15 protein-coding genes and 1 pseudogene are annotated in these 12950 nt (G+C 75.1%); 6 read left to right on the plus strand and 10 right to left on the minus strand.

What is annotated here, in order from left to right; genetic code table 11:
* The 5 genes and pseudogenes from QP089_RS48460 to cydC all read left to right on the plus strand — a co-directional run.
* Positions 1-292: pseudogene (locus QP089_RS48460) on the plus strand (MFS transporter); the annotation flags it as partial.
* Positions 293-491: 199 nt separating this feature from the next.
* Entirely contained in the window at positions 492-1736 is a 1245-nt protein-coding gene (locus QP089_RS48465; protein WP_285921396.1) for a cytochrome ubiquinol oxidase subunit I, read from the plus strand.
* A gap of 37 nt (positions 1737-1773) precedes the next feature.
* A complete protein-coding gene (locus tag QP089_RS48470; RefSeq protein WP_285921409.1) occupies positions 1774-2517 on the plus strand; it encodes a cytochrome d ubiquinol oxidase subunit II in 744 nt (247 codons plus the stop codon).
* A gap of 23 nt (positions 2518-2540) precedes the next feature.
* Positions 2541-4163 carry a thiol reductant ABC exporter subunit CydD gene (gene cydD, locus QP089_RS48475; RefSeq protein ID WP_285921397.1) on the plus strand — a complete coding sequence of 541 codons (1623 nt, stop codon included), beginning with the start codon at positions 2541-2543 and terminating at the stop codon, positions 4161-4163.
* Complete coding sequence (cydC, locus tag QP089_RS48480) at positions 4160-5890, plus strand: thiol reductant ABC exporter subunit CydC (protein WP_285921398.1); 1731 nt, start codon at positions 4160-4162, stop codon at positions 5888-5890. Before cydD ends, cydC begins: the two co-directional genes overlap by 4 nt.
* Positions 5891-5918: 28 nt before the next feature.
* Here cydC and pdxR read toward each other — a convergent pair whose 3' ends face one another.
* Positions 5919-7460 carry a MocR-like pyridoxine biosynthesis transcription factor PdxR gene (gene pdxR / locus QP089_RS48485; protein WP_285921399.1) on the minus strand — a complete coding sequence of 514 codons (1542 nt, stop codon included), beginning with the start codon at positions 7458-7460 and terminating at the stop codon, positions 5919-5921.
* Between the two features lie 28 nt (positions 7461-7488).
* On the opposite strand from pdxR, the gene QP089_RS48490 reads away from it, so the two are divergent.
* Positions 7489-8430: an L-histidine N(alpha)-methyltransferase gene (locus QP089_RS48490; RefSeq protein WP_285921400.1), complete on the plus strand. Its 942-nt coding sequence runs from the start codon at positions 7489-7491 to the stop codon at positions 8428-8430.
* Positions 8431-8625: 195 nt separating this feature from the next.
* Here QP089_RS48490 and gvpK read toward each other — a convergent pair whose 3' ends face one another.
* The 9 genes from gvpK to QP089_RS48535 form a co-directional block, all read right to left on the minus strand.
* Positions 8626-9150 carry a gas vesicle protein GvpK gene (gene gvpK / locus QP089_RS48495; RefSeq protein WP_285921401.1) on the minus strand — a complete coding sequence of 175 codons (525 nt, stop codon included), beginning with the start codon at positions 9148-9150 and terminating at the stop codon, positions 8626-8628.
* Positions 9147-9368 (minus strand): gas vesicle protein, encoded by a 222-nt coding sequence (locus QP089_RS48500; RefSeq protein WP_285921402.1) that lies wholly within the window; start codon positions 9366-9368, stop codon positions 9147-9149. The genes gvpK and QP089_RS48500 overlap by 4 nt, the downstream gene beginning before the upstream one ends.
* Entirely contained in the window at positions 9365-10306 is a 942-nt protein-coding gene (locus QP089_RS48505) for a GvpL/GvpF family gas vesicle protein (RefSeq protein ID WP_285921403.1), read from the minus strand. The genes QP089_RS48500 and QP089_RS48505 overlap by 4 nt, the downstream gene beginning before the upstream one ends.
* Positions 10303-10746: a gas vesicle protein gene (locus tag QP089_RS48510; protein WP_446474156.1), complete on the minus strand. Its 444-nt coding sequence runs from the start codon at positions 10744-10746 to the stop codon at positions 10303-10305. The genes QP089_RS48505 and QP089_RS48510 overlap by 4 nt, the downstream gene beginning before the upstream one ends.
* Positions 10747-10752: 6 nt before the next feature.
* Positions 10753-11013 (minus strand): gas vesicle protein GvpO, encoded by a 261-nt coding sequence (gene gvpO / locus QP089_RS48515; protein WP_285921404.1) that lies wholly within the window; start codon positions 11011-11013, stop codon positions 10753-10755.
* Positions 11014-11041: 28 nt separating this feature from the next.
* A complete protein-coding gene (locus tag QP089_RS48520; protein ID WP_285921405.1) occupies positions 11042-11281 on the minus strand; it encodes a gas vesicle protein GvpG in 240 nt (79 codons plus the stop codon).
* Positions 11281-12057 carry a GvpL/GvpF family gas vesicle protein gene (locus QP089_RS48525; RefSeq protein WP_285921406.1) on the minus strand — a complete coding sequence of 259 codons (777 nt, stop codon included), beginning with the start codon at positions 12055-12057 and terminating at the stop codon, positions 11281-11283. The genes QP089_RS48520 and QP089_RS48525 overlap by 1 nt, the downstream gene beginning before the upstream one ends.
* The gene (gvpJ, locus tag QP089_RS48530) at positions 12054-12503 is read right to left on the minus strand and encodes a gas vesicle protein GvpJ (RefSeq protein WP_285921407.1); all 450 of its coding nucleotides are present in this window, start codon (positions 12501-12503) and stop codon (positions 12054-12056) included. The genes QP089_RS48525 and gvpJ overlap by 4 nt, the downstream gene beginning before the upstream one ends.
* A 213-nt stretch (positions 12504-12716) precedes the next feature.
* Positions 12717-12950: hypothetical protein (locus tag QP089_RS48535; protein ID WP_285921408.1), on the minus strand; the 234-nt coding region annotated here is incomplete at its 5' end.

The raw sequence follows: 12950 nt of genomic DNA on the forward strand, positions 1-12950 counted from the left end.
GGGGTCGGTGGGCGGGTCGGTGTGGGGTGTGCCGTTGGTGGCAGTGGCGTTCGGGGCGTTCCGGTGGTCGGTCGCGGCGGCGGACGCGCGGTTGCAGGAGCGGGTGGGTGACGGGGCGCGGGCGACGGTGACGTCGTTGGCGGGGTTCGGGACGGAGGCGGTGAGCGTGGCGGTGTTCGGCGGGTATGCGGTGGGGTCGGCGTGGGCGGGTCCGGGTGTGCTGGTGGCGGTGGCGGCGGTGCCGTTCGCGGTGGTGGCGGTGGTGGTGTGGGTCGTGGATCGGCGTGGCTGAGGTCGGGTTGAAGTCGGGCTGAGGTGGGGCTTCTCCGGCTGGAGTAGGCGGGGCGGTGGCGTACATCTCGGGATGTAGGCGGCGGTGGGGCGCTACGCGAAAGGCGCAGGTGGTTTCCGGGCTTGCGCAGGATCCGCGGGCGGGGTGCGGGGCGCCAGGATCGTGTCGTGGTTTCCGCCGATCGTTCGTGGGGGTTGTGATGGACCCGTTGGTGCTGGCGCGGGTGCAGTTCGCGTTGACGGCAGGGTCGCATTTCCTGTTCGTGGCGTTGACGCTGGGGTTGGCGACGCTGGTGGCGTTGATGCAGACCCGGGCGACGGTGTCGGGCAGTGCGGTGCATGCGCGGATGACGCGGTTCTGGGGCCAGTTGTACGTGGTGAATTACGCGGTGGGGATCGTCACGGGGCTGGTGATGGAGTTCCAGTTCGGTTTGAACTGGGCGGGGATGTCGCGGATGACGGGCGGGGTGTTCGGTGCGCCGCTCGCGCTGGAGACGATCGGGGCGTTCTTCGTTGAGTCGACGTTTCTGGGGTTGTGGATTTTCGGGTGGGACCGGTTGAACCGGTGGGTGCATCTGGCGTTGATCTGGGTGGTGACGTTGACGGCGTATCTGTCGGCGTATTTCGTGCTGGTGGCCAATGGGTGGTTGCAGCGCCCGGTCGGTTACGAGATGCGGGACGGGGCGGCGCGGCTGACGGATGTGGGGGCGTTGCTGGGGAATCCGACGGCGCTGCTGGCGTTCGGGCATGTGCTGTTCGGGGGGTTGCTGACGGCGGGGTTCTTCATGGCGGGGGTGAGCGGTTATCACCTGCTGCGGCGGACGGCGGAGGTGGAGTTCTTCCGGCGTTCGATGCGGATCGGGCTGGTGACGCTGATGGCGGCGGTGATGCCGGTGGTGATCGTCGGGGGGATGCAGTACCGGTATCTGCAGCCGACGAAGACCGGTGGTGACGAGGCGGCGGCGGCCGTGGCGGACTTCTCGGCGCGGTTCGGTCCGGGCGACTACATGGCGCCGGGGATGGCGGGGGTCGGTGAGGCGGTGATGACGGGGTTGTGGTCGTTGATGTGGCTGCTGGCGATGGTGGCGCTGGTGAAGGTGTGGTCGGGGCGGTGGCTGGTGCGGGGGCGGGTGTTCCACGTGGTGATGATGTGCGCGGTGCCTCTCCCCTACGTGGCGATGCTGGCGGGGTGGATGTTCCGTGAGGTGGGGCGGCAGCCGTGGATGGTGTACGGGGTGCTGAAGACCGAGGATGCGCTGTCGCCGGGTGTGGGGTCGGGGATGGTCGCGGTGTCGTTCGTGGCGTTCACGGCGCTGTTCGCGGTGCTGGTGGGGGTGAACGCATGGTTGCTGGCGCGGTTCGCGCGGCGGGGGCCGGAGGGGTCGGCGCTGGGGGCCGCTCCCCCGGTGGCGCCATCGGCGCCGGTGGCGTCGGTGACGTTCTGATGGTCGGTTCGGTGACGGTGCGACGGGAGTGTGCGTGATGGAGTCGTTGGCGATGGTGGTCCTGGCGGTGTTCGCCGGCGGGTATCTGGTGCTGGCGGGTGCGGACGTCGGGGTGGGGATGCTGCTGCCGTGGCTGGGGCGCGGTCAGGGTGAGCGGCGGGTGGTGATCGCGTCGTTCGCGCCGTTCTTCTTGGGGAACGAGGTGTGGCTGGTGGCGTCGGCGGGGCTGGTGGCGGGGGCGTTTCCGGGGTTGGAGCACCGGTTGCTGGAGGAGCTGTATCCGCTGGTGGTGGTGTTGCTGATCGGGTGGGTCGTGCGGGACATGGGGTTGTGGCTGCGCGGCCGGGTGGACGCGTCCGGGTGGCGGTCGGTGTGCGACGGTGCGGTGGTCGCGGGCAGTTGGGCGCTGGCGCTGGGGTGGGCGTCGCTGCTGGGTTCGCTGCTGGGCGGCGGCGGGTTGAACGCGGGCAGTGTGCTGGGGTTGCCGTTGGCGGGGTTGTTCGCCTGGCATGGTGCGGGGTTCGCGCGGTTGCGGTTGGCGGGTGATTTGGCGGAGCGGGCGGAGCGGTGGCGTGGCCGGTACGGGATGTCGGGTGCGGCGCTGGTGGTGGTGCCGGTGGTGGCGGGTGTGCGGTTGCCGTGGTCGGAGGCGGTGGCCGAGGGCGGTGGGTTGTCGTTGACGGCGGTGTCGGCGGCGGTGCTGCTGCCGTTGCTGGTGGCGTCGCAGGCGCTGGTGTGGCGGACGTTCTGGGGGCGTGTTGATTCGCCCTCGTACCTGTGAGCCGGGGGGCGGGGGTGAAGGGTGTGGAGCGGCGTCTGCTGGGGCTTCTCCCCCGCCGGGTGCTGGTGGCGCTGGGTGTGCTGGCGGCGGGGCAGGGTGTGCTGTTGGTGGTGGCGGCGGGTCTGCTGGCGCGGGCGGTGGCGGGCCTGGACGCGGGTCTGCTGCCGTGGCTGGTGGCGGCGGTGGCGGGCCGCGGGCTGCTGGCGTGGGTGTCGTCGCTGGTGGCGGGACGTGCGGCGGCCGGGGTGAAGCGGGAGCTGCGGGAGGCGCTGCTGCGCGGTGGGGCGGTGGACGCGGGGTCGCGGGTGACGTTGCTGACGCGGGGTCTGGACGCGGTGGATCCGTTCTTCGCCGGGTACGTGCCGCAGTTGCTGGCGGCGTGCGTGGTGCCGCCGCTGGTGGTGGCGCGGTTGGTGGCGGCGGACTGGGCGTCGGCGGTGGTGGTGCTGGTGACGTTGCCGCTGGTGCCGGTGTTCGGTGCGCTGGTGGGGATGCGGACGGCGGCGCTGACGGGCCGGCAGTGGGCGTCGCTGCATCGGCTCGGGGGGCATTTGCGGGACGTGGTGGCGGGGTTGTCGACGTTGCGGGCGTTCGGGCGGACGGGGCATCAGTCGGGTGTGGTGCGGGAGCTGGCGCGGGAGCATCGGCGGGCGACGACGGGGGCGTTGCGGGTGGCGTTCTTGTCGTCGCTGGTGCTGGAGCTGGTGTGCGCGTTGTCGGTGGCGTTGGTGGCGGTGCCGGTGGGGTTGCGGTTGCTGGAGGGCGGGATGGGGTTGTCGGCGGGGCTGCTGGTGCTGGTGTTGACGCCGGAGGCGTATCTGCCGTTGCGGGCGCTGGGGACGCGGTTCCATGCCAGTGCGGAGGGTGTCGCGGCGGCGCGGGAGGCGTTCGCGGTGCTGGACGCGCCGTCCGCGCCGTCCGGTGGGCGGGTCGTGGTGGGCGAGGGTGTGCCGGAGATCGTGCTGGATCGGGTGACGGTGCGGTATCCGGGTGCGGAGCGGGCGGCGCTGGAGGAGGTGTCGTTGCGGGTCGCGGCGGGTGAGCGGGTCGCGGTGACGGGGCCGTCGGGTGCCGGGAAGTCGACGTTGCTGCTGGTGGTGGCGGGTCTGGTGCGTCCGGTGTCGGGGCGGGTGCTGGTGGACGGTGTCGATCTGGTGGAGCTGGACCTGGTGGCGTGGCGGCGGCGTCTGGGGTGGGTGCCGCAGCGTCCGCATCTGTTCGCGGCGTCGGTGGCCGACAACATCCGGCTGGGCGACCCGGGTGCGGGGTTGGAGCGGGTGGTGGAGGCGGCGCGGGCGGCGGTCGCCGAGGAGTTCGTCGCGGGACTGTCGCGGGGGTATGCGACGGTGCTGGGTGAGGGCGGTGCGGGGGTGTCGGCGGGGCAGCGTCAGCGGTTGGCGGTGGCGCGGGCGTATCTGGCGGGTGGTCCGGTGATGTTGCTGGACGAGCCGACGGCGCGGTTGGACGTGCGCAGTGAGCGGGCGCTGGTGGAGGGTGCGGCGCGGCTGTTGGCGGGGCGGACGGCGGTGGTGGTGGCGCATCGTCCGGCGTTGTTGTCGCTGGCCGATCGGGTGGTGCGGTTGGAGGGCGGCCGGGTGCGGGCGGGGCTGGTCGAGGAGTGCGCGGGAGAGGGGCGGGCGGCGTGAGCGGGTTGTGGGGTGCGGTGCGTCCGCACGCGGCGCGGCTGGTGGCGGCGGCGCTGGCGGGTGTGGCGGCGGAGGTGTGCGGGCTGGGGCTGGTCGCGACGGCGGCGTGGCTGATCGCGCGGGCGTCGCAGCGTCCGGAGCTGTCGGTGCTGGCGGTGGCGATCGTGGCGGTGCGGGGGCTGGCGCTGGCGAAGGGGTCGCTGCGGTATGTGGAGCGGCTGGCGGGTCATGACGCGACGTTGCGGGCGCTGGCGGAGTTGCGGGGACGGGTGTTCGACGCTTTGGCGGTGCGGCGTCCGGCCGAGGTGGGGCTGCGGGACGGTGGGGCGTTGACGCGGATGGTGTCGGATGTGGAGGCGGTGCAGGACCTGCTGCTGCGGTGCGTGCTGCCGGGCGTCGCGGCGGTGGTGTGCGGGGGTGTCGGTGTGGTGGTGTGCGGGCTGGTGACGCCGTTGGCGGGGGTGGTGGTGGCGGTCGGGTTGCTGGTGGCGGGGCCGGTGCTGGCGGTGGTGGCGGCGTGCTGGAGCGGCCGGGCGGCGGCGCGGGTCGCGGCGGGGCGCGAGGAGCTGGCGGTGCGGGCGCTGGACGTGCTCGAGGGCGCGGCGGACCTGAAGGTGTTCGGCGCGGACACCCGGTTCGCGGGCGCGGCCGGGGACGCCGCCGCGCGGTTGCGGGGTGCGGAGCGTGCGGCGGCGCGGGTGTCGGCGCTGGTGGCGGGGGCGGGTGTCGCGGTGCAGGGGTGCGTGGTGGCGGCGGTGGTGTGGGTGGTGGTGCGGGGCGGCGGAACCGGTGAGCAGGTGGGTGCGGCGGTGGCGGGGTTGGCGGCGCTGGTGGTGGTGGATGCGGTGCTTCCGCTGGCGGTGGCCGCGCAGCGGCTGCGGGAGGTGTGGCCTGCGGCGCGGCGGGTGGATGCGGTGCTGGCCGCTCCCCCGGCGCCGCGTCCGGTGCGTCCGGTGGCGGTGCCGGCCGGGCCGTTGGCGGTGGAGCTGCTGGGTGTGCGGGTCGCCTATCCGGGTTGCGGCGGCACGCCGGATGGTGCGGGTGAGGTGGCGCTCGACGGGGTGGATCTGCGGGTGGAGCGGGGCCGGCGGGTCGCGGTGGTGGGCGCCAGCGGTGCGGGCAAGAGCACGCTGCTGGCGGCGGTGTCGGGTGAGGTGGTGCCGGTGGCGGGGTCGGTGGTGTTGGGCGGGCATGCCCTGTCGCTGTACGAGGGTGCGGACGTGCGGGCGGCGGTGCGGGGGCTGGCGCAGGACGCGCACGTGTTCGGCGGGTCGGTGCGGGCGAATCTGCTGCTGGCGCGTCCGGGCGCGACGCAGGGCGAGCTGGAGGCGGCGGCGCGGCGGGCGCGGTTCCTGGAGGTGGTGGAGGCGTTGCCGGACGGGTGGGACACGCCGGTCGGCACGGGCGGGCACGGGTTGTCGGGCGGGCAGCGGCAGCGGCTGCTGCTGGCGCGGGCGCTGCTGGCCGATCCGCCGGTGCTGGTGCTGGACGAGCCGGCGGAGGCGCTGGATCCGGTGATGGCCGACGCGATCACCCGGGACCTGCTGGCCGGGCCCGGCGGCGGGACGCTGCTGCTGGTGACGCACCGGCTGGCGGCGCTGGACGCGGCGGACGAGGTGGTGGTGATGGACCGAGGCCGGGTGGTGCAGCGGGGCCGTCACGACGAGCTGGTGGCGGTGCCGGGCGCGTACCGGGATCTGTGGGAGGCGGAGCTGCTGGCCGTCTGACGGCCCCGGCCGCTCCCCCGCCGGGGCATCAGGTGAGGTCGTGCAGGGCGCTGGCGATCGCGGTGACGGCGTCGTCGATGGCGGAGGGGGCGGTGGCGGCGTAGCCGAGGACCAGGCCGGGCGGGCCGGGCCGCTGGGCGTGCCAGGACAGCGGCTGGGTCTTCACCCCGCGGGCGAGGGCGGCCGCGGCCAGGCCGGTGTCGGCGAGTCCGGGGCGGTCGGGGAAGGTGACGAGCAGGTGCAGGCCGGCGGCGGCGCCGTGCACGACCGCGCCGGGCAGCCGGGCCCGGATCGCGGCGATCATCGCGTCGCGGCGGGTGCGGTGGCGGCGGCGCAGCAGCCGCAGCTGCCGTTCCAGCTCCCCCGACTCCATCAGGTCGGCCAGGACCAGCTGCGGGAGCGCGGCGTTGCCGAGGTCGGCGAAGCGTTTGGCGTCCGCGAGCGCGTCGCGGTGGCGGGGCGGGGCGATCACCCATCCGGTGCGCAGCGCGGGCGCCAGGAGCTTGGAGACGCTGCCGGCGTAGAAGACGCGGTCGGGCAGCATGGCGCGCAGCGCGGGGACGGGCGGGCGGTCGTAGCGGTGCTCGGCGTCGTAGTCATCCTCGATGACCAGGCCGCCGGCGGTGGCCCAGTCCATCAGGTCGCGGCGCCGGGCGCCGTCCAGGACGGTGCCGGTCGGGAACTGGTGGGCGGGGGTGAGCAGGACGGCGGGGGCGCCGCTGCGGCGCAGGGCGTCGACGCGGACGCCCTGGTCGTCGACCGGGACGGGCGGGGTGCGCATGCCCCAGTGGGCCAGGTGCTGGCGGGTGCCGAGCGAGCCGGGGTCCTCGACGGCGACGGTGCCGACGCCGGCGGCGCGCAGCACCTGCGACAGCAGGCCGAGCGCCTGGGCGGTGCCGGCGACGATGACGATGTCGGCGGGGTCGGCGCGGACGCCGCGGTTGCGGGCGAGCCACCCGGCGACGGCGGTGCGCAGGGCGGGTGTGCCGCGGGGGTCGCCGTAGCCGAACGACGGTGCCGACAGGGTGGACAGGACGCGGCGTTCGGCGCGCAGCCACGCGGCGCGGGGGAAGGCGGCCAGGTCCGGGACGCCGGGGGTGAGGTCGATGCGGGCCGGGGCGGCGCGCAGCGCGTCGAACACGTCGGCGCCGGGCCGTCCGGGGAACACCGCGTGGCCGGGCGGAGGGACGGGCTCGGTGGACGGCACGGGCGGGGCGGATGGGGCGGGCGGGGCGGTGAGGGGTGCGGCGACGACGATGGTGCCGGCGCGGCCGCGGCCGGCGAGGTGCCCGTCGTCGATGAGCCGCTGATAGGCGTCGGTGACCACGCCCCGAGAGACGCGCAGGTCGGCGGCCAGGACGCGGGTGGCGGGCAGGCGGCTGCCGACGGGCAGGCGCCCGTCGCCGATCGCCTCGCGCAGCCGCCGGGCGAGCCAGTCGGCCATCCCGCCGGGCGGCGCGTCGGCGGTGTCGAGCTGCAGGAAGTCCGCGCCGGTCGCCGCCCTGCTCCCCGAGGTGGCCGCCGACCCGGTTATGGACCGGTCGGATCTGTCGCCATTGGACCTGTGCATCAGGCCATTGTGGCGGCACGGTGGGCACATGGAAACAGCGACCGCCTCCGGGCGCCCCGCCGAACCGGCGCCCGGCTACGTCCACGGCTACTCGGCGCACGAGACGCGGCGGCTCGGCGACCAGGCCGACGCCCTCGCCGCGCTGCTGCACGCCCCCACCGGCGACCCCCTGCACGACCTGCACGACCGGGACGAGCGCGACCCGAACCAGGGCACCGGCTATGCGCCCGGCGCGCGGGTCCTGGAGGTCGGCTGCGGGGTGGGCGCGCAGACCGTCCACCTGCTGGCGTCCTCCCCCGGCATCGACCTGACCGCCGTCGACGTGTCCGCCGAATCGCTCGCTCGGGCCCGCGAGCGGGTGACGGCCCGGTTCCCGCGCGCACGGGTCCGGTGGCTGCGCGCCGACCTGCACGACCTGCCGTTCCCCGCCGCCGCGTTCGACCACCTGTTCGTCTGCTTCGTGCTGGAGCACCTGCCCGACCCCGCCGCCGCGCTCGCCGCGCTGCGGCGGGTCCTGCGGCCCGGCGGCACCCTCACCGTCATCGAAGGCGACCACGGGTCGGCGTTCTTCCACCCCGACAGCGCCGCCGCCCGCGCCGCGATCGGCCACCAGGTCCGGCTGCAGGCCGCCGCGGGAGGCGACGCGCTCATCGGCCGCCGCCTGCACCCCCTGCTGACCGCCGCCGGATACCGGCAGGTCACGGTGCGGCCCCGCACCGTGTACGCCGACCGGAGCCGCCCGGAACTGGTGGAGGGCTTCACCCGCAACACCTTCATCGCGATGGTGCAGGCCGTGCGCGGCGACGCGATCGCCGCGGGCCTGACCACACCGGAGGAGTTCGACCGCGGCATCGCCGACCTGCGGCGCACCGCCGGCGAAGGCGGCACGTTCCACTACACCTTCTTCAAGGGCACCGCGACCAACCCCGCCGACCCGCACGAGCGGCCGGACGGCGGGCCGCCGTGCTGACCCTGCTCGAGACCGCCGCGGTCGCGACCTACCTGGCGGTCCTGGTCTGGCGGATGGAACGCGGCCACCGCGCCCGGCCGCACCCGCGGCCGCGCCTGGCCGGCAGCGGCCAGAGCCGCGACCGCGACGCCGAACGCGTCCGCGCCGACCTGCGCGCGCTGTCGGTGCGCACGCCGGCCGGCGCGGACGGCGGGGTCACTCGGGCAGGAGAGGGCCCAGCGGGCCGAGGTCGAGGTTCAGGTCGCCGTCCTCGAGGTCGAAATGGTCCTTCAGCCGGGTCATCGCCTCGTCGAGGCGCATCAGCGCCAGCCCGAGCCGCTCGACCTGCTCGTCGGTGAGGTCGCCGCCCTCCGCGCGGCGCAGAGCCTGGCGCTCCATCAGCTGCCGGATCAGCTCCACCAGCGTCAGCACCAGCTTCACCAGGTCCCGCTCGACCGTCTCGGGGTCGGTGCGCAGCCGCTGCATGGTGCGCGAGGACTGCTCGCGCAGCGCCGAGGCGTGCGCGGACGCGCGGGTCGCGCGGACCGGGGCCTGCGCGGACGCGCCGCCGGTGCGGCCGGCCAGGATGTCGTCGGTGAGCGGGTCGCCCGCCGCGGGGTCGCGCACCGACACCTCACCCGACACCGGCGCCCGGTCGGCGCCCCGCTGGTCGGCGCCCCGGCGGTCGGCGCCGCGAGGGCGGCCCGAGCCGGGCTCCGGGTCGCGGGGTGCGGGGGTCATGCTTCCTCCTCGCGCAGCAGTTCGTCGCCGCGCAGCAGTTCGTCGCGGACCGAGGTGACCAGCGCGCGCAGCGACACCCGCACCAGGTCCACCTCCGCGATGGAGATCACCAGGTCGCCGGCGATCATCACGCCGCCGGCCAGCAGCCGGTCCAGCAGGTCGACCAGCGCGATCCGCTCCATCGGGACGTCGCGGCCGGAGTCCAGGACGGCCGTCACCGCCGCACCCCGTCCCGCGCCGCCCCGCTCCCGGCCCCGCTCCCAGTCTCGGTCTCGGTTTCGGACGCCGGGGCGGTGGTGTCGATGAAGGAGTAGGGGGGCCACGGCCCCGTCAGCTCCACCTCGATGCCGGGATACCGCTCCCCCGCCGCCCGCGCCGCGTCCGCGAACGCCGCCGCGGCGTCCTCGTCCAGCAGGTAGGCGGCGTTGAGGATCTGCACCCCGGCGTGGCCGGACAGCTTGGGGTCCTGCGGCGGGTGGTGGCGGGCGGCCACCGCGAGGGCGGCCAGGCCGTCGTGGATCGCGGTGGCCTGCTCGCTGACCTTGCGGCCGGCGTCGGTGCGGCGCCGCCGCTCCTGCTGGCGGCGCCGCAGATACGCCGTCCCCGCCCCGGCCCCCTGCGCTCCGGCATCGGGCTCCGGTGCGGCGGGCTCGGAGGGTTCGGCGGCCTCCAGGGCGTCGCGGTGCGCGTAGGCCTTCACGCCCCACTCGACGCGGCCGGCGACGCGGTCCAGCGCCTGGGCGAACCGGTCGCCCTGCTCGGCGAGCACCTGCGCGACCCGCGCGTCGTCGCGGTAGATCGTGGCGATCCGCACCGGCGCGGTCGGCGCGGCGTGCGCGGCCCGGTCCACCACCTCGTGGTGGGCGCGGGCCGTCGCCTCCAGCCACGCCAGGTCCTCCAGGTTCTCGCGCAGCGCCGCCTCCCCGTACTCCGCCAGGCGGACGGTGCTGACCAGCGCGGTCAGCCCACCGGACCCTGCGGACCCGGCAGACCCGGCGGACACGGTGCGGACGGGTGCGCCCGCCACGCCGACGGCGCCTTCCAGCGCGGCCGGGTCCAGGCCGCGCGCCACCCCGTAGAGGTAGACGGCGAGCTCGTCGTCCTGGACGTGCTCGGCGGTGGTGGGGTCGCCGGTGGCGGTGCGGTGGTCGGTCATGATCCGGCCTCCTTCTCCTGCGCCCGCCCGGCCGGCGCATCCGCGCCCTCAGCGGAGCCGCCGGTGGAGCCGGCCTCCAGCGCGGCGAGCCGCTCGCGCAGCCGCCGGTTCTCCTCCAGCAGCTCGCGGTCCGCGCCGCCCTCCACGCGCCCCTCCCCGTCCGACCGCCCGGACTGGGCGGTGCGCGCCTTGGACGACAGCGACGGGTCGTGCTCCCACCAGTCGATGCCCATCTCCCGGGCGCGGTCGACCGAGGCCACCAGCAGCCGCAGCTTGATCGTCAGCAGTTCGATGTCCAGCAGGTTCACCCGGACGTCACCGACGATCACGATGCCCTTGTCCAGGATCCGCTCCAGCAGGTCGGCCAGGTTCGCCGACTGCCGTTCCCCAGCCATCGACTTGGCGGGCCCCCGCGAGCCGGTCCAGGAGATCTCGCTCAATGGTCCTCAGTCCCTTTCCACTCGTCCGCGCGGATAGCGGCGAGCGCGCCGGTAGGACACCAGTTCGCCATCCGCGTCGACCTCGGTCTCGTAGATGGCGAGGATGTCGGCGGAGTCGGGGATGCGGTGGGTCTCCACCACCTCCACGCAGACGCGCCAGCCGTCCTCGCCGGCGCGCTCGATCCCGACGACGCTCTCGGCGGTGCGCCCGGTCATCGCGGTCACGTGCTCGGCCGCCCGTTTGGCGGCCTCGGACGCCGACATCATCACTGGCCTCCCTGTCCGGCCGCGCCCGTCACAGGCCGCGGGCGCGGCCCTCGTGCAGCCGGGCGATCAGTTCCTCTTCGCGGGCCGCGGCCTCCTCGTCGTCGATCTCGCCCGCGGCGACCCCGTCGGCGATCTCCTGCATCTCCGCGGCGATCCGCCCCGGATCGTACAGCTGCTGCTCGGCCTGCTCGGTGAGCACCTCCGCCAGCCACACCACGCCGCGCACGGGCGCCAGCGGGAGCGTCACCAGGCCGGTGAACAGTCCCATCACGCCTCCGGGACGAAGTCGTAGGGCGGCAGCGGACCGATCAGCCGCAGCCGGATCCGCTCGCCGTGCGCCTTGCCGAGCTCCTCCACGGCCTTCTCGAACTCCTCGCGGCGGTCGGCGCGCACCAGGAACGAGGCGTCCAGGACGTCCTCCTCCCGGGCGGGGGTCTTGCGCACGAACGCCTCGGCGGCGGGCGCGGCCGCCTCCAGCAGCACCTGCCCGTCGTGCTCGCGGCGCCGGTCCATCGCCTGGGCGATCAGCTCGCCGAGGCGGACCTGGTCGTAGTAGACGGCGTCGGCGACGTCGGCGGGGACGTCGCGCAGCCGCTGGGACAGCTCGGCGACCTCCGGCTCGGACTGCATGATCTCCCGCAGCACCGTCTCCTGGACGTAGGTGGCCTTCAGCCGCAGCTCCACCCGGCCGTCCAGCTGGTCCATGACCTGCCCGAGCCGGTCGGAGTTGCCCTCCAGCAGCTCCTTGCGGACCGCGGTGCGGTCCGACAGCGCGGCGCCGAACCGGAACGGCAGCACCACCAGGCCCGCGTCCAGCAGGGCGTTCAGCACCCGCTGGTGCGCGACCAGGTCGGCGCGCTCGCCCAGCGGCCGGCCCGCGGGCAGGTCGCTGACGACCGCGGCGCAGCGGCCGCCGTCCTCCACCAGCGTCACCGGCCGGTCGTCCAGGCCCGCGACGTCGCCAGGGAGGGACGCGCCGGCGCGCGTCACCCCGTACACGTACTGGGGGGTCTTGTCCTCACCGGGTTCGTTCGGGGAGGTCATTCGTCGTCCTCCTTCTTCCGGGACGACCGGCGCCGCGCGGGCTCCTTGTCCTCGTCCTGGTCCTGGTCGTCGTCGGAGCCGCCGCCGAAGGTCTCCTTCAGCCGTTCACCGGCGCCTTCGAGCGCGCCCCTGGTCTTCTTCTTCGCGCCCGACTCCTGCATGCCCTCCACGAACTGCGGGAGGCCCTGCGAGGTGCCGTCGTGGGCGATGTCGAGCCGGTTCACCGCCTTGGCGAACCGCAGGTAGGTGTCCACGCTGGCCACCACGATCCGCACGTCCACCGTGAGGATCTCGATGCCAACCAGCGACACTCGGGCGTAGATGTCGATGACCAGACCCTTTTCCAGGATCAGGTCGACGACGTCGGCGAGGCTGCTGCTGCCGCCACCGCCGCCGCGCTGGACGGTGCTGGTGCCCGAGGTCTGCTGGGCGATCGGCCCAGTCATGTCATCTCCTTGTGTGGGGGACGTTCATGCTCCCCCCTACCCCCCTCGACCTGTCTAAACGGGCATACCGGTTTTGGTCGGGCGCCGGTCAAGCGACACGACGCACCTCCGGGACCGTGCAAAGCACGGTCCCGGAGGCGTTCGGTCCCATCGACGCGCGCAGGACGACCTGCGAACAGCGCCCTGCGGGTCTGGCGGGTCGGCGGGGGCGCGTCAGCGTTTGGTGCGGCGGCCGATCAGGATGCCGGCACCCGCGGCCGCGACCACCGGCGCCGCCCGCAGCAGCTTGCGCAGCGTCAGCAGCTTCGCCAGCCCGGCCACCCGGCCCGGCAGCGCCACCACCTGGCCGCCGACCTGTCCCGCGGCCTGACCGCCGGTCCGCGCGGCGGCCGCCGCGCCCTCGCCGACGCCCGCGCCCGCGGTGCGGGCGGTTCCCTGCGCGGCGCC

Source organism: Actinomadura opuntiae, from assembly GCF_030283205.1.
In the GTDB taxonomy this organism is placed as follows: Bacteria; Actinomycetota; Actinomycetes; order Streptosporangiales; family Streptosporangiaceae; genus Spirillospora.